The organism is Chromobacterium sp. CCUG 76385, from assembly GCF_059916625.1.
In genome coordinates this window covers 1-17,135 of sequence record NZ_JAUCGU010000031.1, presented here as the reverse complement: position 1 = coordinate 17,135, position 17,135 = coordinate 1, and the positions used below count along the sequence as shown (strand labels likewise).

18 protein-coding genes and 1 tRNA gene are annotated in these 17,135 nt (G+C 61.6%); 11 read left to right on the top strand and 8 right to left on the bottom strand.

The genetic code is table 11. The features are described from left to right. Nucleotides 1–31: 31 nt before the first annotated feature. From rpoS to nadA, 5 genes are all read right to left on the bottom strand, one after another. Nucleotides 32–982 (bottom strand): RNA polymerase sigma factor RpoS, encoded by a 951-nt coding sequence (rpoS, locus tag QUG01_RS16515; protein ID WP_500831053.1) that lies wholly within the window; start codon nucleotides 980–982, stop codon nucleotides 32–34. Between the two features lie 49 nt (nucleotides 983–1,031). Further along, on the bottom strand, nucleotides 1,032–2,039 hold the full coding sequence (locus QUG01_RS16510; protein ID WP_500831052.1) for a peptidoglycan DD-metalloendopeptidase family protein: 1,008 nt from the start codon (nucleotides 2,037–2,039) through the stop codon (nucleotides 1,032–1,034). Nucleotides 2,040–2,188: 149 nt separating this feature from the next. Beyond that, nucleotides 2,189–2,857, bottom strand: a complete 669-nt coding sequence (locus QUG01_RS16505; protein WP_500831051.1) for a protein-L-isoaspartate(D-aspartate) O-methyltransferase — start codon at nucleotides 2,855–2,857, stop codon at nucleotides 2,189–2,191. Beyond that, nucleotides 2,842–3,585, bottom strand: a complete 744-nt coding sequence (surE, locus tag QUG01_RS16500) for a 5'/3'-nucleotidase SurE (protein ID WP_500831050.1) — start codon at nucleotides 3,583–3,585, stop codon at nucleotides 2,842–2,844. The genes QUG01_RS16505 and surE overlap by 16 nt, the downstream gene beginning before the upstream one ends. Nucleotides 3,586–3,701: 116 nt before the next feature. Then, entirely contained in the window at nucleotides 3,702–4,619 is a 918-nt protein-coding gene (gene nadA / locus QUG01_RS16495; RefSeq protein WP_500831049.1) for a quinolinate synthase NadA, read from the bottom strand. 386 nt (nucleotides 4,620–5,005) lie between these two features. On the opposite strand from nadA, the gene QUG01_RS16490 reads away from it, so the two are divergent. The 7 genes from QUG01_RS16490 (at nucleotide 5,006) to xerD (ending at nucleotide 11,133) form a co-directional block, all read left to right on the top strand. After that, entirely contained in the window at nucleotides 5,006–7,681 is a 2,676-nt protein-coding gene (locus QUG01_RS16490) for a bifunctional acetate--CoA ligase family protein/GNAT family N-acetyltransferase (RefSeq protein WP_500831048.1), read from the top strand. 106 nt (nucleotides 7,682–7,787) lie between these two features. Next, nucleotides 7,788–8,039 (top strand): 30S ribosomal protein S16, encoded by a 252-nt coding sequence (rpsP, locus tag QUG01_RS16485; RefSeq protein WP_011137222.1) that lies wholly within the window; start codon nucleotides 7,788–7,790, stop codon nucleotides 8,037–8,039. A gap of 34 nt (nucleotides 8,040–8,073) precedes the next feature. After that, entirely contained in the window at nucleotides 8,074–8,580 is a 507-nt protein-coding gene (gene rimM / locus QUG01_RS16480) for a ribosome maturation factor RimM (RefSeq protein ID WP_500831047.1), read from the top strand. Beyond that, nucleotides 8,580–9,347 (top strand): tRNA (guanosine(37)-N1)-methyltransferase TrmD, encoded by a 768-nt coding sequence (gene trmD, locus QUG01_RS16475; protein WP_500831046.1) that lies wholly within the window; start codon nucleotides 8,580–8,582, stop codon nucleotides 9,345–9,347. The genes rimM and trmD overlap by 1 nt, the downstream gene beginning before the upstream one ends. A 3-nt stretch (nucleotides 9,348–9,350) precedes the next feature. Beyond that, entirely contained in the window at nucleotides 9,351–9,719 is a 369-nt protein-coding gene (rplS, locus tag QUG01_RS16470; RefSeq protein ID WP_043624391.1) for a 50S ribosomal protein L19, read from the top strand. A 75-nt stretch (nucleotides 9,720–9,794) separates the two neighbouring features. Continuing rightward, nucleotides 9,795–10,259 carry a methylated-DNA--[protein]-cysteine S-methyltransferase gene (locus QUG01_RS16465; protein ID WP_500831045.1) on the top strand — a complete coding sequence of 155 codons (465 nt, stop codon included), beginning with the start codon at nucleotides 9,795–9,797 and terminating at the stop codon, nucleotides 10,257–10,259. Then, a complete protein-coding gene (xerD, locus tag QUG01_RS16460; RefSeq protein ID WP_500831044.1) occupies nucleotides 10,246–11,133 on the top strand; it encodes a site-specific tyrosine recombinase XerD in 888 nt (295 codons plus the stop codon). The genes QUG01_RS16465 and xerD overlap by 14 nt, the downstream gene beginning before the upstream one ends. A gap of 69 nt (nucleotides 11,134–11,202) precedes the next feature. Here the strand turns inward: xerD and clpA are convergent, their stop codons facing one another. Both clpA and clpS read right to left on the bottom strand, forming a co-directional pair. After that, complete coding sequence (clpA, locus tag QUG01_RS16455) at nucleotides 11,203–13,485, bottom strand: ATP-dependent Clp protease ATP-binding subunit ClpA (protein WP_500831043.1); 2,283 nt, start codon at nucleotides 13,483–13,485, stop codon at nucleotides 11,203–11,205. After that, nucleotides 13,485–13,793, bottom strand: coding sequence for an ATP-dependent Clp protease adapter ClpS (clpS, locus tag QUG01_RS16450; protein ID WP_043624381.1), 309 nt, complete (start codon nucleotides 13,791–13,793; stop codon nucleotides 13,485–13,487). Before clpS ends, clpA begins: the two co-directional genes overlap by 1 nt. Nucleotides 13,794–14,018: 225 nt before the next feature. Between clpS and QUG01_RS16445 the strand changes: the two genes are divergently transcribed. Then, nucleotides 14,019–14,222, top strand: a complete 204-nt coding sequence (locus tag QUG01_RS16445; RefSeq protein WP_011137214.1) for a cold-shock protein — start codon at nucleotides 14,019–14,021, stop codon at nucleotides 14,220–14,222. A gap of 75 nt (nucleotides 14,223–14,297) precedes the next feature. Here the strand turns inward: QUG01_RS16445 and QUG01_RS16440 are convergent, their stop codons facing one another. Continuing rightward, nucleotides 14,298–14,840 (bottom strand): GNAT family N-acetyltransferase, encoded by a 543-nt coding sequence (locus QUG01_RS16440; RefSeq protein WP_500831042.1) that lies wholly within the window; start codon nucleotides 14,838–14,840, stop codon nucleotides 14,298–14,300. Nucleotides 14,841–14,933: 93 nt separating this feature from the next. On the opposite strand from QUG01_RS16440, the gene QUG01_RS16435 reads away from it, so the two are divergent. The 3 genes from QUG01_RS16435 to QUG01_RS16425 all read left to right on the top strand — a co-directional run bounded on the left by QUG01_RS16435 (nucleotide 14,934) and on the right by QUG01_RS16425 (nucleotide 16,859). Beyond that, nucleotides 14,934–15,827, top strand: coding sequence for a LysR family transcriptional regulator (locus QUG01_RS16435; RefSeq protein ID WP_500831041.1), 894 nt, complete (start codon nucleotides 14,934–14,936; stop codon nucleotides 15,825–15,827). 97 nt (nucleotides 15,828–15,924) lie between these two features. Continuing rightward, nucleotides 15,925–16,014 (top strand) — tRNA-Ser (locus QUG01_RS16430). A gap of 641 nt (nucleotides 16,015–16,655) precedes the next feature. Then, nucleotides 16,656–16,859, top strand: coding sequence for a cold-shock protein (locus QUG01_RS16425; RefSeq protein WP_083338705.1), 204 nt, complete (start codon nucleotides 16,656–16,658; stop codon nucleotides 16,857–16,859). The last annotated feature ends 276 nt before the right edge of the window (nucleotides 16,860–17,135 follow it).

Below are 17,135 nucleotides of genomic sequence, written 5' to 3'. Positions count from 1 at the left end.
GGGCCGGGCCGATGAGCGAGGTTTGCCGCGCTTAGAGCAGGAAGTCGCGCGAGATGCCCTTGCGGCGCAGGATGCGGCGCAACTGCTCCAGCCCTTCGATCTGGATCTGCCGCACGCGCTCGCGGGTCAGGTTCAGCGAGGCGGCCAGCTCTTCCAGCGTGCAGATCTCGTAGCCGTTCAAGCCGTAGCGCCGTTCGATCACCAGCCGCTGCTTTTCGTTCAGCTGGCCCAGCCAGTCGTGGACGAAGGTTTCCAGCTGGCTGTTGTGCAGCTGCAGCTCCGGCTCCTCATGCTGCTCGTCCGGGATCGATTCGCCGATGGACAGCATCGGGTCGATGTCCAGCGGCGCATCCAGCGAGGCCATGCGCTCGTTCAGGTTCATCACCTTGCGCACGTCGTCCACCGGTTTGCCGACCAAGTGGGCGATCTCGTCCAGCGTGGGTTCGCGGCCGATCTGGCTTTCCAGGTGGCGCGAGGCGCGCAGGTAGACGTTCAGTTCCTTGATCACATGCACCGGCAGCCGGATGGTGCGCGACTGGTTCATGATGGCCCGCTCTATGCTTTGGCGTATCCACCAGGTGGCATAGGTGGAGAAGCGGAAGCCGCGCTCCGGATCGAACTTTTCCAGCGCGTGCATCAAGCCGATATTGCCTTCCTCGATCAGATCCAGCAGCGCCAGTCCTCGGTTGATGTAGTGCTTGGCGATGTTCACTACCAGCCGCAGATTGTGCTCGATCATCTTCTGGCGCGCTTCAAACTCCCCGGCCACTACGCGGCGCGCCAGCGCCAGCTCTTCCTGCGGGGTCAGCAGCGCGTTGTTGCCGATGTCGTTCAGGTAAATCTGGGTGACATCGGCGACCACGTCTTCAAAGACCGCGGTGCTGTCCGCGCTTTCTTCGGCTTCGGCCTCCGCTGCGGCTTCTTCGCCGGCTTCCTCATCGAGAATTTCGTTCTCGTCCAGGATATCGATTTCGTTGCTCATGTCTCTACCCCCGTCGCTGTCTTGTCCCGGCGGGGGCAGAGCCTACCCGCTAGGACTTGTGTTCAAGATACTGCATCGGATCCACAGGCTTGCCGAAACGGCGCACCTCAAAGTGCAGCTTGACTTGGTCGGCATCGGTATTGCCCATTTCGGCAATCTTCTGCCCTTTCTTGACAGACTGTCCCTCCTTGACCAGCAGCTGGCTGTTATGCGCGTAAGCCGACAGGAAAGTCTTGTTGTGCTTGATGATGATCAGCTTGCCGTAGCCGCGCAGCCCGGTCCCGCTGTACACCACCTTGCCATCTCCTGCCGCGAGCACCGGCTGGCCCATGCGCCCGCTGATTTCAATGCCTTTATTGTTTTCCGAGAAGCCCTTGATGAGCTTGCCTTCGGTCGGCCACAGCCATGCCACCGCGTCTTCTTCCTGCTTGGCCGCGGGGGCGCTGGCCTCCTGCGCCGGCGCGGCGGCAACTGCCGTGCTGGCTTCCTGCTTTTTCCCCGGGGCGGGGGAAGGGGTCGAGCTTGATGCCTGAGCGTTGTTTTTGACGCCAGCGCGGCCCTCGCTCTGAGCCGCGATGTCCTTGGCCGCTTCGCCGCTGTAAGGCAGCTTCAGGGCCTTGGGATACGTCTTGACCGCGCCGCCGGTCGCCGCGGCAGCGGCGGGTTCCGCTGGCGCCGTCTGCGCCGCTGCCGCCGTCGTAACCGGCGCCGGGATTGCATCGCCGCCTGGCGGGGTCAGCCGCAGCACCTGTCCCACCTTGATGCCGGTATCCGGCAGGTTGTTCCAGGCGGCGACATCCTTGTATTTCAAGCCGTGGTTCAACGAGATCCGGAACAGATTGTCGCCCGGCTTCACCACGTAAGTCTGTTCGCCTGCGGCAGGCGCGGACGCTGCCGGCGCTTGGCCCACGGGCTGCATATTCAGGTTGCCGGCGTCCCGGTAGGGCATGGCTTCCGTATTGGCCGCATGGTTGGCGTTGGCTGCTACCGGAGACGGCTTGCTGCTGCTTATCGTCGAGGGCGCCGCGGATTCCACCGGCGCCGCCTGCTGTACCATGCTGCTGCAGCCGGCCAATGCGGTGGCGGCTAGCGCAGCTAATATATGGGCATACCTGCAATGCATTTTTAGCATGTTTTTGTGTAGAAGCGTTTAAGTTGGGGTCTTGCTCGATTGTCTGACAGTGATAGTGTTGCGTTTTTGCAGTTTTAACTGCGTCCATTCAGCAGTGGCACAAATTTCACAGGATCGAGCCTAGTCTTTTGCAAACCTTGCGCGGTTTTCTCCAGCAGCCATAAATGTTGCTCGCCGTCTCCCAGCGGCAGCACCATTCTGCCGCCGTCGGCCAACTGATCCACCAGGGCGGTCGGCACCGCGCGCGCGGCGGCGGTGACGATGATGCCGTCGAAGGGTGCGGCTTCGGCCAGGCCGGTATTGCCGTCGCCGTGCACCAAGCGGGCGTGAACCAGTTTGGCGGCGCGCAGATTGCGTCTTGCTTGGTCCAGAATCGTGCCCAGTCGTTCCACTGAATAGACTTCGGCGCCTGCCTTCAGCAGCACCGCCGTCTGGTAGCCGCAGCCGGTGCCGATCTCGAGGATCTTGCCGGGTGGGCGCCCCTGGATCAGCAGTTCGGTCATGCGGGCCACCGTCAGCGGTTGCGAGATGGTCTGGCCGTGGCCGATGGGCAGCGACACATCGTCGTAGGCGCGGGTGGCCAGGGCCTGATCGACGAACAGATGGCGAGGCACTTCATGCATGGCGGTCAGCACTCGCTCATCGGCGATGCCATGCTGGCGCAGACGGTCGGTCATGCGCCGGCGCGTGCGCTCGGAAAGCATGCCGTAAGCCTGGCTGTTCTGTGTCAGCGGTGAAGCCATGTGGAAATCCTGTCCAATTGCCCGTAGGCGGTCAGATCCAGCATCAGCGGCGTCACCGAGGGCTGGTTCGCCGCAATGCAGCCGAAGTCGGTTCCGGCCCCGGCATCCTGCACTGCGCCGACCGGCCCTACCCAGTATATCGTCTCGCCGCGAGGATTCTGAGATTTGATCACCGGCTGCGCGGCGTGGCGGCGTCCCAGCCGCGTTACTTGCATCGCGCCGAGTTGTTCCGGCGGCGCGTCCGGAACGTTCACATTCAGCAGAACCGGCTGGGTCAACGGCTGTTCCAGGCAACGTTCGACCAATTGTTCCACCACTTTGCCGGCGCTGGCGAAATGCTTGCCGCTATGGCCGGCCAGCGAAACCGCGATGGACGGGATGCCCAGCATGAAGCCTTCGGTGGCGGCCGCCATCGTGCCGGAATACAGCGTGTCGTCGCCCATATTGGGGCCGTGGTTGATGCCGGTGAACACCATGTCAGGCTTGAAATCCAACAGCCCGGTCACCGCCAGATGCACGCAGTCGGTGGGCGTGCCGTTGACGTAGTAAAAGCCGTTGTCCGCCGAGCGCACCGTCAACGGGCGGTCCAGCGTCAGCGAGTTGCTGGCGCCGCTGCGGTCGCGGTCCGGCGCCACGACCACCACCTCGCCGTAACGTCTCAGCGTTTGGGCCAGCATGGCGAGGCCAGGGGCGGCGTAGCCGTCATCGTTGCTCAGCAGAAACTTCATACTGTCTTTCCGTATTCATCGCGTGATTGTAGCGCCGCCATCATGACAGCGAATAGTGCCGCGCGGCGGCGGCGGCCCGTAAAAAAACCCGCGTCGGGCGGGTTGTGCGGCCTGGCTCAGGCGTAGTAGCGTTTGCTGAATTCCAGCATGCGTTCGATCGGCACGCGCGCGGCGTCCATCTGTTCGGGGCTCAGGTAGTCGATCACCAGGCCTTCGCCTTGCTGTGCGCGCTTGACCGCTTCGATGCTGTTCATCTTCATGTAAGGACAGGAGTTGCACTGGCAGCCGGCATAGATCGGCGCCTGGCGCAGGTCCAGGTCCGGGCGGGCCAGCCCCATGTTGTACAGGATGCCGTCCTCGGTGGCGACGAAGATCACCGCCTTGGCATTGCCCTGGTAGTTTTTCACCCAGTTCAGCATGCCGGAAGTGGAGCCGACATAATCGGCCTTCTTCAGCACCGGCAGCGGGCTTTCCGGGTGGGCGATCAGGTATTTGTCGCCGGACGCGGCGGCGAAGGCCTCGTTCAGCGCGGCCTCGTTGAACTTGTCGTGCACTTCGCACACGGCGGACCACAGCGGCATGTCGTAGCCGTACTGGTCGTTGAGGTAGCCGCCCATATTGCGGTCCGGCGAGAAAATGACTTTCTTACCTTCGGCATACAGATGCGCGATGATGTCGTCGACATTGCGGCTGGTGACGATCCAGTCGGACACTGCCTTATGCTCGGCGCTGGAGTTGATGTAAGCGACGTGGACATGGTCCGGGTAACGCTTGCGCCACTGGGTCAGCTCGACGACGTCGGTTTGCGTCACCAGCGAACAGGTGGAGCCGGCGTCCGGCAGGATCACCGTGGCTTCCGGGTTCAGGATCTTCGCGGTCTCGGCCATGAAACGCACGCCGGCGAACACGATGATGTCGGCCTGGGCTTCCTTGGCGTACAGCGACAGTTCCAGGCTGTCACCCACCTTGTCGGCCATCTGCTGGATTTCCGGCTGGGTGTAATAATGAGCGAGTGTGACGACGCGTTTCGTCATGGTGTGTCGGCTCCTGCCTGGCCGAGGGTTTCCCGGCCGGTTGCGTGCTGCGGCGCAAAATACGTTTATTGCGAAACTGTAAAGGTTAGCAATATTGTAAAGGCTGCGCCACTAGCTCGGTATGGCCGGCGGCGAAATTCAACCGTTGCGGACCAGCTTACCCACATGTGTATGGTTTGCCGGAGGTCAATATGACGCGCAGGTTTGCTCTGCATGATGGGAAGGGCTGGGCGCCGCCGCATGACGGCGGCCACGCCGTCCTTCCTTTCCGTTTCGGCAGCCGATGCTGTCGCGCGCATTTCGCATGGATCACGTAATCTTGCAGTGCAGCCGGCGCCTGCCGGCAGGGCGCTACTGATTGATATTGTTTCCGAGGACACGCACGCATGAGGCCACATTATCTGACCCCGCTGTTTTCCCCGCGCACTGTCGCCGTGGTCGGAGCCAGCGATCGTCCCGGCTCCATCGGCCAGGCCGTCTTCGCCAATCTGCTGGCCGGCTCCTTTCAGGGCAAGCTGTTCCCGGTCAATCTGAACCACAAGGTGGTCGGCGGCATTCCGGCGGTGTCTTCGGTGCGGCAGATCGAGGAGCCGATAGACCTGGCCGTGGTGGCGACGGCGATACGTTCGCTGCCGGGCATCGTCAAGGATTGCGGCAAGAAGGGCGTCAAGGCCGTGCTGCTGGCCAAGGAGTTTTCCGACAGCGAACAGCTGGAGCAGGAACTGATCAACGAGGCGCTGTCCATCGCCCGCCACTTCGGCATCCGTCTGCTCGGCCCGAATGTGCTGGGCCTGATGCGGCCGGTGGCCGGCTTCAACGCCAGCAATTACAACGGCAAGGTGAGGCCGGGCAATCTGGCGCTGGTGTCGGAGTCGTCCGCGCTGTGCGCGGCGATGCTGGACTGGGCGGACAGCAAGGAGATCGGCTTTTCCAGCGTGGTGTCGCTGGGCGGGGCGCTGGATGTTGGATTCGGCGAAATTCTCGACTACCTGGTGGCCGACAACGCCACCCAGGGCATTCTGTTGCATGTTCACCACATCTACGATGCCCGCCGCTTCATGTCGGCGCTGCGCGCGGCCGCCCGCACCAAGCCGGTGGTGGTGATCAAGTCCGGCCGTTTCGAGAACGATGCCGGCGGCCGCACCCACGCCAGCAATCTGGTGGCCAGCGGCGATGTGTTCGACGCCGCGCTGGCGCGCGCCGGCGTGCTGCGGGTGTCGTCGATCGCCCAATTGTTCACCGCCGCCAAGGTGTTGGCGGCCAATTACCGCGTCGGCGGCAAGCGGCTGGCCATCGTGACCAACGGTTTCGGGCCGGGCTTGCTGGCGGCCGACAGCGCCGTGGATTGCGGCGTGGAGCTGGCCAAGCTGAGCGAGGGCACCATGAAGCTGCTGGACAGCGTGCTGCCGCGCAACTGGTCGCATGGCAATCCGCTGGACATCATCGGCGACGCCAGTCCGATGCGCTTCCGCACCGCGGTGAAGGCCTGTGTCGATGATCCGGGTGTGGACGGCGTGATGGTGATCTTCACGCCGCAGGCCGGCACCGATCACCTGACCACCGCGCAATTGATGATAGGCCTGCAGCGCGAGACCGCTAAGCCGCTGTTCCTGTCCTGGCTGGGCGACGCCAAGGTGTCGGAAAGCCGCGAGCTGTTCTCCAAGGCCAAATGCGCGCACTTCAGCGCGCCGGAGTACGGCATCGAGGTGTTCCGCCATCTGGCGGCCTATCAGCACAACCAGCAGCTGCTGTTGCAGACGCCGGGGCCGCTGGAGGGCCAGCGCGACGATCCCGACGTGGCGGCGGCGCGCAAGGTGATAGACGCGGCGCTGGCCGAAGGGCGGGAAATCCTGTCCGAGCGCGAATCCAAGCAGGTGCTGGCGGCCTTTCATATCCCGGTCAATCCCACCACCCTGGCGCGCAAAGCCGACGAGGCGGTGCGCCAGGCCGAGGCGATAGGCTATCCGGTGGTGCTGAAGATCGATTCGCCGGACATCATCTATAAGAGCGATGTGGGCGGCGTGGAGCTGAACATCAGCAACGAGGCCACCTTGCGCGCGGCCTTTGACGGCATCATCAGCCGCACGCGGCAGGCGCGGCCGGACGCGCGCATCGAGGGCGTATCGGTGCAGCCCATGCGCAAGCGGCGCTTCGCCCGCGAGGTGATGGTGGGGGTGGCTCACGACGCCGCCTTCGGTCCGGTGGTGGCGTTCGGCGCCGGCGGCATCGCGGTGGAAGTCATGCACGACCTGGCGCTGGCGCTGCCGCCGCTGAACGATTATCTGGTGGACAGCATGATCAGCCAGACCCGCATCGGCCAGTTGCTGGGGCCGTTCAAGAACCTGCCGCCGGTGGACGTGGACGAGCTGCGCCATGTCTTGCTGCAAGTGTCGGAAATGGTATGCGAGCTGCCGCAGATCCGCGAGCTGGACATCAACCCGCTGGTGGCGGACGAGAAGGGCGTGATCGCGCTGGATGCCCGCATCGTGGTGCAGCCGGCGGGCGCCGAGCGCAAACGCTACGGCCACATGGCCATCATGCCTTACCCCACGCATATGGTGGTGTGCGCCAAGTTGCATGACGGCACGCCGGTGATGATCCGCCCGGTGCGGCCGGAAGACGCCGACATGCAGCAGGCTTTCGTCCGCAACCTGTCTGAGGAAAGCCGCTACAACCGCTATCTTTCCAGCATCAAGCAGCTGTCGCAGAGCATGCTGGTCCGCTTCACCCAGCTCGACTACGACCGCGAAATGGCGCTGGCGATGACGCGGGAAGGCGAGGCGGGGGAGGAGATGCTGGCGGTGGCCCGCTTCATCACCGACCCCGACAACGAGGCCTGCGAGTTCGCGCTGGAAGTGGCGGATGACTGGCAGGGGCGCGGCATAGGCAATCTATTGATGCAGGCCTTGTTCGACGCGGCGCGCGAGCAGGGCCTGAAGCTGATGCGCGGCGAAGTGCTGGCCGGCAACAAGGGCATGTTGAAACTGATGCATAAACTGGGGTTTAGCGTGGAGCCGCACCCCGAAGACAGGGCGTTGACGCTGGTGTTGAAGCCGCTCTGAGCGGTCTATCCGATACAGTCTTGCATTAAGCGCTTGCAAGATAAGGGAAAACTGACCTAAAATCGTGGGCTTTTCTATATCCAGTTTTTTTCAAGGACAATCGACAATGGTAGTGATTCGTCTGGCACGCGGCGGCGCCAAGAACCGTCCGTTCTACAACATCGTGGTGACCGATTCCCGTAACCGTCGTGACGGTCGCTTCATCGAGCGCGTTGGCTTCTACAACCCGGTAGCCAACGAGAAGCAAGAACGCGTCCGCTTCACCATGGACCGTCTGAACTACTGGGTAGGCGTTGGCGCCCAGCTGTCCGACTCCGTTGCCAAGCTGCTGAAAGAGCAGAAGGTCGTAGCCGCTTAATCCGGCTATCCAACATCAAGACGGATTTGGGCGCATGCGCGACGAAGATCTCGTAGTAATGGGCTTTGTGCGCGGCGCCTTCGGTATTAAGGGCTGGGTGAAAATCCACGCCGATACCGAATACGCTGACAGCCTGTTTGATTACCCGACCTGGTGGTTGGGCAAAAACGGCAGCTGGAAGCCGTACGCATTCGAAAACGGCGCCGTTCAGCCCAAGGCCCTGGCGGCCAAGCTGGAAGGCGTCGACGAGCGCGACACAGCGGAAGCGTTGCGCGGCATGCAGATTGCCGTGCCGCGCAGCGAACTCCCCGAAGCTGGCGAAGGCGAATACTACTGGAACGATTTGATCGGTCTGGCAGTCGTCAACCAGCAGGGCGAGACGCTGGGCACGGTGGAAACGCTGCTGGAAACCGGCGCCAACGACGTATTGGTGGTGAAGGGTGAGCACGGCCAAAGGCTGATCCCCTTCGTGGATCAATACGTGTTGGAGGTGCTGCTGGCCGAAGGCCGCATCCTGGTGGACTGGGGTCTGGATTACTGATGCAGATCGACGCGGTAACGCTGTTCCCCGAGATGTTCGACTCGATCGCCCGCTTTGGCGTCAGCCAGCGGGCGCTTGACTTGGGCTTGTGGCAGTTCCATGCCTGGAACCCGCGCGATTTCACCCACGACAACTATCGTCGGGTGGATGACCGGCCGTATGGCGGCGGTCCCGGCATGGTGATGCAGATCGAACCGCTGGAGCAGGCCCTTGCCGCCGCGCGCGCGCGCCAGCGCGAAGCCGGCGCCGAGAGCAGCCATGTGGTGTATCTGTCGCCGCAGGGCGCGCGGCTCTCGCACGCCAAGGCGGTGGAGCTGTCGCAAAGGCCTGGCCTGATACTGCTGTGCGGCCGCTACGAAGGCATAGATGAGCGGTTGATCGCCACGCAAGTCGACGAGGAAATTTCCATCGGCGACTACGTGCTGTCGGGCGGCGAATTGCCGGCGATGGTGCTGGCGGATGCGGTGGTGCGCTTGTTGCCGGGCGTGCTCAACGATGCGCAATCGGCGTACGAAGACTCATTTGTGGATGGTCTGCTGGACTGTCCGCACTATACCCGACCCGAAGAGTATCGAGGCATGCGGGTGCCGGATGTGCTGTTGTCCGGTAATCATGCCCTGATCGCCAAATGGCGGCTGAAGCAGTCGCTGGGACGCACGTGGCAACGTCGGCCCGAACTGCTGAAAGACCGTATTTTGACAAAACAGGAATCTCGGCTGCTGGCGGAGTACCAGCAGGAACAAGATGTCCAGAACAAATCGGAGTAAATCATGGATCTGATCCAAAAACTCGAGCAAGAAGAAATCGCACGCCTGGGCAAGACCCTGCCGGAATTCGCCCCGGGCGACACCGTAGTGGTTCAGGTGAAGGTAAAGGAAGGCAACCGCGAGCGTCTGCAGGCTTACGAAGGCGTGGTCATCGCCAAGCGTAACCGCGGTCTGAACAGCGCGTTCACCGTGCGCAAGATCTCCGCCGGCGAAGGCGTTGAGCGTACCTTCCAAACCTACTCCCCGCTGGTGGCTTCTGTTGAAGTGAAGCGTCGCGGTGACGTTCGTCGCGCCAAGCTGTACTACCTGCGCGGCCGCACCGGCAAGTCCGCTCGCATCAAGGAAAAGCTGCCGGCTCGCAAGCAGGGTTAATCCTGTCGGCGACCGCCGCTATCATCAAAGCGCAAGGCCTGGCCTTGCGCTTTTTTCGTTTCAGGGGGGGATGCGATGGAATACAGCGCCGTGATCGCCGCGCCATTTGGACGGCTGGGCGTGGCCTGTCGAGACGGCGAGCTGGTCGAACTGCGTTTCCTGCCGGCGGGTGCGGCCTTGCAGGCGCCGGCTGCGGGGAGTTTGGCGGCCGAAGTGGCCAAGCAGCTGGACGCCCATTACGCCGATGCGCGCCACGCCTTCACTGTGCCTTACCGCTTGCACGGCACGCCCTATCAGTTGCGGGTATGGGAGCAGATTGCCGCCATCCCCTGCGGCCAGACCCGGCGTTATCTCGACCTGTCCCAGGCGCTCGCGTCGTCGCCGCGCGCCGTCGGCGGCGCTTGCGGCCGCAATCCCATCCCCATCATCGTGCCGTGCCACCGCGTGGTGGCCAGCGCGGGGCTTGGGGGCTTCAACCAATCCACCGGCGATGAAACGCTGGACATCAAGCGATGGCTGCTGCGGCATGAACTCGGATAAGGACAGCATCGACGCCTTTCTCGACCAGTTATGGCTGGCCGACGGGCTATCCAACAACACTTTGGCGGCCTATCGCCGCGACCTGTCCAAGCTGGCAGCCCGGCTGGCTGAGCTGGGCGCGTCGCTGGAGCGGGCCGGGCGGGACGAGCTGGAGCGGGCGATGCTGATCGGCGCGGGCAGCGAGAAGCCGGCCACCCGCGCCCGGTTGACTTCGGCCTTGCGCCGTTATTACCAATACCTGCTGCAAAGCGGCCAGCGGCAGGATGATCCCAGCGCCAATCTGGCCTCGCCCAAGCAGGGCCAGCGTTTGCCCAAGTCCCTGTCCGAAGTCGATGTCGAGGCCTTGCTGGCCGCGCCGGACGTGGCGACGCCGCTGGGCCTGCGCGACCGCGCCATGCTGGAGGTGCTGTACGCCAGCGGCCTGCGGGTGTCCGAACTGGTGGGCTTGACGCTGAACCAGCTGAATCTGCTGGACGGCGTGGTCAAGACAGTGGGCAAGGGCAGCAAGGAACGGCTGGTGCCCTTGGGCGAAATCGCTCAGGACTGGCTGCTGCGCTACCTGAAACAGGCGCGGCCGCTGCTGCTGGCCGGCCATCCCTGCGACGCTCTGTTTGTCACGCAGCGCAAGGCCGGGATGACGCGGCAGATGGCCTGGCATCTGATTTCGCAATACGCCGGCCGCCAGGGCCTGTCCCAGGTCAGCCCGCACGTGCTGCGGCACGCCTTCGCCACCCATCTGGTCAATCACGGCGCCGACCTGCGCGTGGTGCAGCTGCTGCTGGGCCACGCCGACATCTCCACCACCCAGATCTATACCCATGTGGCGCGGGAGCGGCTAAAGCAACTGCATGCGCGCCATCATCCGCGCGGTTGATGCCGGGGCGAGCGCGCCAAACAAAAACGCCCGCATGCGCGGGCGTTTGCTTGAAAGAGCAGCCTAGCATCAGGCCGGTTCGGCGGCGGCCAGGGCGTCCTGGTCGAACTGTAGCTCCACCTTGCCGTCAATGACCGTCACCGTCACCTCGCCGCCGGCCACCAGACGGCCGAACAGCAGCTCGTCCGCCAGCGCTTTGCGCAGCGTGTCCTGAATCAGGCGTGCCATCGGACGCGCGCCCATCAGAGGATCGAAGCCGTTCTTCGCCAGGTATTGGCGCAGCTCGTCGGTGAAGTGGATGTCGACATGCTTCTCCGACAGTTGCTGCTCCAGCTGCATCAGGAACTTGTCCACCACCTGCAGGATGATCTGCTCGTCCAGCATGCCGAACGGGATGATGGCATCCAGGCGGTTGCGGAACTCGGGGCTGAACATCTTCTTGATGTCGCCCATCTCGTCGCCCGCGGCCTTGGTCTGGGTGAAGCCCAGCGAAGGCTTGGACAGCGATTCCGCGCCCGCGTTGGTGGTCATGATCAGCACCACGTTGCGGAAGTCCGCCTTGCGGCCGTTGTTGTCGGTCAGCGTGCCGTGGTCCATCACCTGCAGCAGGACGTTGTAGATGTCCGGATGCGCCTTCTCGATCTCGTCCAGCAGCAGCACGGTGTACGGATGCTTATTGATGGCTTCCGTCAGCTGGCCGCCCTGTTCGAAACCGACATAGCCCGGAGGCGCGCCGATCAGGCGGGACACCGCGTGGCGCTCCATGTACTCGGACATGTCGAAGCGGATCAGCTCGACGCCGAGGATGTAGGCCAGCTGGCGCGCCAGTTCGGTTTTGCCGACGCCGGTGGGGCCGGAGAACAGGAACGATCCGATCGGCTTCTGCGGGTTGCCCAGGCCGGAGCGCGTCATCTTGATCGCGCTGGCCAGTCCTTCGATGGCTTTTTCCTGGCCGAACACGACGTTCTTCAGGTCGCGCTCCAGATTCTTCAGCACGTTCTTGTCGTCGCTGGAGACGGTCTTCGGTGGAATGCGGGCGATCTTGGCGACGATCTCCTCGATTTCCGATTTGTTGATGACCTTCTTCTGCTTGGACTTCGGCAGAATCTTCTGCGCCGCGCCGGCTTCGTCGATCACATCAATGGCTTTGTCCGGCAGGTGGCGGTCATTGATGTAGCGCGCCGACAGCTCCGCCGCGGTGGACAGGGCCGATTGCGTGTACTTGACGCCATGGTGGGCCTCGAAGCGGGATTTCAGCCCCTTCAGGATTTCCACCGTCTGCTGCACGGTAGGCTCGGTCACGTCTATCTTCTGGAAACGGCGCGACAGCGCGTTGTCCTTCTCGAAGATGCCGCGGTACTCGTTGTATGTGGTCGCGCCTATGCAACGCAGGCTGCCGTTGGACAGGGCCGGCTTCAGCAGGTTGGACGCGTCCAGCGTGCCGCCCGAGGCCGCGCCGGCGCCGATCAGCGTGTGGATCTCGTCGATGAACAGGATGGCGTTGGTGTCATCGGTCAACTGCTTGATGACGGCCTTTAGCCGCTGTTCGAAATCGCCGCGGTACTTGGTGCCGGCCAGCAGGGCGCCCATGTCCAGCGCGTAAACGGTGGACTTGGACAAAATCTCCGGCACCTCGCCATTGACGATGCGGCGCGCAAGGCCTTCGGCGATGGCGGTTTTGCCGACACCGGCCTCGCCGACCAGCAGCGGATTGTTCTTGCGGCGGCGGCACAGGATCTGCACCGTCCGCTCCAGCTCCTGCTCGCGGCCGATCAAGGGATCGATCTTGCCGTCGCGCGCCATCTGGTTGAGGTTCTGGGTGTAGTTCTCCAGCGCCCCGCCCGGACCGGTGACCTGCTCCTCGCTGTCCGCGTCGCTGTTGCTATTGTCGCGCGGCTCCTGCGGCTGCTGCTGCGACCGCTGCTTGGTGATGCCGTGGGAGATGAAGTTGACGACATCCAGGCGCGAGATGCCCTGCTGGTGCAGGTAATACACCGCGTGCGAATCCTTTTCGCCAAAGATGGCGACCAGGATGTTGGCGCCGGACACTTCTTTCTTGCCCGACGACTGCACGTGCAGGATGGCGCGTTGAATCACCCGCTGGAAGCCGAGGGTGGGTTGCGTCTCGACCTCGGTCTCGCCGGGCACGGTGGGCGTGTGCTCGTCGATGAAGTCGGACAGTTGTTTTTTGAGTTGGTCGATATTCGCCCCGCAGGCTCGCAACACCTCTGCGGCCGACGGATTGTCGGTCATCGCGAGCAGCAGATGCTCCACGCTGATGAACTCGTGGCGCTTGCGCCGTGCGTCCATGAACGCCATGTGCAGGCTTACTTCAAGCTCCTGGGCAATCATCAGTTTTCCTCCATTACGCACTGAAGCGGATGCTGATGCGCTTTCGCATATTGCAACACCTGCTCGACCTTCGTTGCAGCCACGTCTTTGGTATAAACGCCACACACGCCGTGACCTTGCGTGTGGACTTGCAGCATGATTTGTGTGGCCTTCTCTCTGTTCATATGGAAGAACTGCTGGAGAACCTGCACCACGAAGTCCATCGGGGTAAAATCATCGTTCAATAACAACACCTTATACATCGGTGGAGGGTTTTCCCTAACCCGTGACGCCTCAAGCTGGGCATCGTCTTTGACCGAGGTGGACATGTCGACTTTCATGGAAACGGTGCCTTACTTCAATTTTGGTTCCCTCTGACTTTTTTTCAAGGGGGGCCGTAAGACCGCTATCACTTGACGTCGTCGCCCGGGTTGCGTAGAAATGCAGCTGGTGCTTGGCTTAACTGTTTGGCATTTTGCGATCCAGCAAGTTCTGTCACTCTATTAAGCTCTAAGTTGGTCGGCTTCACCAGCCTTTTTTTGCAAGGAAGTTAAATGGCATTTGGTACCGTGAAGTGGTTCAATGACGCAAAAGGCTTCGGCTTTATTACTCCGGATGAAGGCGGCGAAGATCTGTTCGCTCACTTCTCGGCCATCAACATGCAAGGCTTCAAGACTCTGAAAGAGGGTCAACGTGTAAGCTTTGAAGTGGTGTCCGGTCCGAAAGGTAAGCAAGCGTCTAATATCCAGAACGCCTAATTGGGTTCTGGGCCAGTCTCGCCGCGCGGCGAGCTGATAGTCGTATTCCAAAAAAGCCCGCCCCCGGCGGGTTTTTCATTTTCCGCACTCTCTGGCGTAGTCGTCTCGGCTCAGCATAAAGACCTGTGACGGCGGATGGCCGGGCACATCCGACAGTTGTCCAATCTGTCGAAAACCCTGCTTGGCCAACACGCGGATCGATTGCAGATTGGCCGGCCGCACCATGCCGTAAATCGCCTCTCGCGCCCTCTCTCCGAATGCAAACCCTATAGCCGCGCGGGCCGTTTCGCTGGCATAACCGCAGCCCCAGGCCGACGTGGCGAAACGGTAGCCCAGATTCAAGCGCATTTCGCCGCCGTAGTCCTTATAGGATAGTCCACCAAAGCCGATCACATGGCCCGGCGCCTCTCTTTTTTCTACAGCCCACTGTCCGATGCCATCCGCTGCCCAGCCCTCCAGCCAGCTGGCCATTCGTTGTCGAGCATATTCCAGGCTAGGGTAGGGGCCATTGGGGTTGTAGAGATTGGTGGCCGGGTCGCCGTAGATGTCGAACAAAGCTTGGGTATCTTCTGTTGTCACGGCGCGCAAAATGAGTCTTTCGGTTTCGAGATAGCGCATGGGGGCGTCTCCATAAGAATGAAATGTCATTGTCGTGATGATTTAGATATCATGGAAGACGTTATCTGGTGATTTTTGGTATGGATTTTGGTTATGGCTATTGTCTTGAGCGATCTGCAATTGCTGCTCGACGCGGCGGAGCTGGGCAGTTTCAGCCAGACCGCGGCAAAGCATGGCTGGACGCAGCCGCAGGTCAGCCAGCGCATCGCGCAGCTGGAGTCGTCGCTGGGGACCCGCCTGTTCAGCCGCCATCGTCGTGGCGCGGAACCGACAGCGGCTTGCCTGGCCTTTTTGCCTGCCGCGCGCACCGCGCTGGAGGCCTTGGCCGATGGGCGGGAGCAGTTGAGCGTGGGGCAGGGCCTGCCCAAATTGAGGCTGGCTTGCCTGCCTTCGCTGGCCGGAGTGATATTCGGCCCGCTATTGCGCAAACTGGCGGACGCGCCGTTGGAAATCCGTTGCGATACCGACCATTCGCCGCAAATTCTGCAGCAGCTGTTGGCGGGAACGCTGGACATTGGATTCGTGCTGCAACGGCCTGCGGTTTCCGGCATAGCGCAGGAAGCGCTGGGCGAGTCGCCGATTGTGGCCGTGGTCTGCGCCACACATCCTTTGGCGGGCGAGCGCGGCCTTTCCTTGCGCGAGCTTGCCGCTCATCCCTTGGCGCCGCAGCGCTGGGGAGATGCGGCGGAGGACTTGGTCAGGCGCTTGCGGCCGCTGCGTCAGTCCAACAGCCCGATCCATCTGCTGCAGCCGGCGACGGCGGCGCGCGACCTGGCCTTGTGGCATGGCTACGTGGCGTTCGTGCCCAGGTTGGCGGTCCGGGAAGAGCTGGCGCAGGGACTGCTCCACGAATTGGATCTGGCCGAACCGGAGCTGGGGCGCTGGCGGGTGGTGATGGCCTGGCGAGGCGGCAAGCGCCGGGATGCAACCAAGGAGAGGGCGCTGGCCGCGGCGCGGCAACTGGCTCGGGACTGGCGCGTCGACTAGGCTGGCCAAGTAGGGTGGGGTTTGCCCGCAATAAGCTGCAACCGGGTATTGACAGGAAAACCGCTTCAAACCATAATGCGCACCTCGACTGACCGCTGGAGAGGTGGCAGAGTGGTCGAATGTACCTGACTCGAAATCAGGCGTACGTGCAAGCGTACCGAGGGTTCGAATCCCTCCCTCTCCGCCAGCAGAACGCATCAAAGCCCTGAGCAATCAGGGCTTTTTTGTTTTCATCGCTTCTTGTCGGATGCATATCCATTATGCCACCCAAGTTTTGCTGCCATACAGCAATGAAAAGGCATTTTCCATCGTCGCGGCGTACAATAATTCGACTGATGATAGACATCACCAAAACACTTTTCCCGTGCGCAAATAAGATAGAGACCTAGGGGCTGTTGACGTTTGGTGAGTGGATCGCGTTTGCGTTTCGCCAAACCCGCAGGGCCGGGCGCCTTTCGCGCCGACTCTTCGTTGTTCCGCGCTGGCAGAGAATAACTATGCGGCGCGCGAAACGCCTCGATTCGTCACAAAACGCATCCCGGCGCGACCGCTCACCAAACGTCAACAGCCCCTAGCCAGTTTCAATGAATTTTAAAATTATTTATGCAATTCGTCGTGGATGCGGTCAGCCTACATTTTTCAAGATGACAAATCTTGTTGACAATTGAAAAGTAATCTGTGCACTATGTGAGGTAGCAGGATCTTCAAGCGTCATATCTATCGACACCGCGTTGCCCACCCAGTTGGTCTTCATTGTTTCCTTATCTATTCCTTGATTATCATGCTTTTCGGCAATTTTATTGCCCTTACTGACACAAGGAGTAAATTATGGAAACCGGTATCGTTAAATTTTTCAACGACGCAAAAGGTTTTGGTTTTATCACCCCGGACAATGGTGGTGATGATCTGTTCGCTCATTTTTCTGAAATTCGCGCCGATGGATTCAAATCGCTGAATGAAGGCCAAAAAGTGAGCTTTACCAGAGCCATGGGCCAAAAGGGTCCGGCAGCATCCGGCATTCAGCCTCTCTAAATTATCGCTGCTATCAAAAAAGCCCCTAGCGGGCTTTTTTTTTGGTTCATCCCCGATGACCGGGGGACGCGGCTTTGATCTTCAGAAAGAAGTAGTCGCTGTCTTTCCGCAGCAAGCTCACCAAGAGTCGCAGCTCATTTCCGAGCGACGAAGCCTTGTTGAAGTGGTTCTACCTAGGGGCTGTTGACGTTTGGTGAGTGGTCGCGCCGGGATGCGTTTTGCGCCGAATCGAGGCGTTTCGCGCGCCGCATAGTCATTCTCTGCCAGCGCGGAACA